Source organism: Methylobacterium sp. WL116 (assembly GCF_008039455.1).
In the GTDB taxonomy this organism is placed as follows: Bacteria; Pseudomonadota; Alphaproteobacteria; order Rhizobiales; family Beijerinckiaceae; genus Methylobacterium.
Genome location: NZ_VRUV01000927.1, coordinates 1 through 977, shown reverse-complemented (window position 1 = coordinate 977; position 977 = coordinate 1). Strand labels below are relative to the sequence as shown.

1 protein-coding gene is annotated in these 977 nt (G+C 76.5%); it reads right to left on the bottom strand.

The features are described 5' to 3' along the window. Positions 1-879, bottom strand: an 879-nt coding sequence (locus FV223_RS28545) for a DUF2336 domain-containing protein (RefSeq protein WP_147729987.1), incomplete at its 3' end; no start/stop codon positions are given. Between the last annotated feature and the right edge of the window lie 98 nt (positions 880-977).

The window sequence follows — 977 nt, the reverse complement described above, 5'->3', positions numbered from 1 at the left end:
GTGCAGGTCGGCGATCCCGCGCGGCTCGCGCAGCAGCGTGCCGACGCGGGCGTGCTCCAGGCCGGTGAGGTCGGCGAACGCGGTCTCCGCAAAGGCCATCTGCCCCGAGAGGATCGCCCGCAGGATCAGGCCGGCATTGAGCTGGCCCGTGGTGCGCAGGTGCTTGACGATCCGCGCGGTGGCGGCGGCGCCCGCGCCGTCGCAGAGCTCGAGCACCGTGCGCTCGCCGGCCTCGCGGCTCATCCGGGCGCTGCGGTCGGGCGAGAGCCAGCCGCACGCGGTCACGAAGTCCGACAGGGTCCGGGCGAGCCGGGCGCCGACGGCGTGGCGCACCTCGATCGGCAGGTCCGCCCGCGCCAGCAGCGCCTCGCGCACGCCGGCGTCGCCGCCGTGGCGCTCGACCATGCGCAGCATGCGGCCCGTGGTGATGCGCGCCGTCGGGTTGCGGGCCAGCACCGCGAGGGTGTCGCCGCCGCCGATCTCGGCCAGGGCCCCGGCCACGGCGTGCGAGAGGTGATGGCGCGCGGCGATCGTCGCGCGGATCGTCTCGCAGCCCATCGCGGCGGCGTCCACGAGGTCGGCATCGGTCAGGACCGGCGATGCGGCGAGCACCAGGCAGGCGACCTCGGTCTGGTCGGAGGCCAGGGCCACGACGAGGGGGCGCGGCGCACGCGCCGAGGCGGCGCAGGCCTCGGCCATGGCGCGGCGCACCACCGGGGCCGGGTCGTCGAGGAGCGCCAGGATCGCCGTCTTGGCCTCCCAGGCGGCATCCGCCTCGAGGTTGCCGTACAGGTAGGCCCGCGTCAGCGCGGAGGCGGCCTCGGCCCGGCGCCCCGCCGAAGTGGACTGGGTGCAGGCGAGGAACTGGCGGATGTTCATGGGCCGCTCCGGTTCGTGAACAACGACGCGTTGGGGGCGGCGGCAAGCGACGCCGCGAATTCGGCCGGCCGGCGCGGCGGCAGCGGCGGATCGACGAG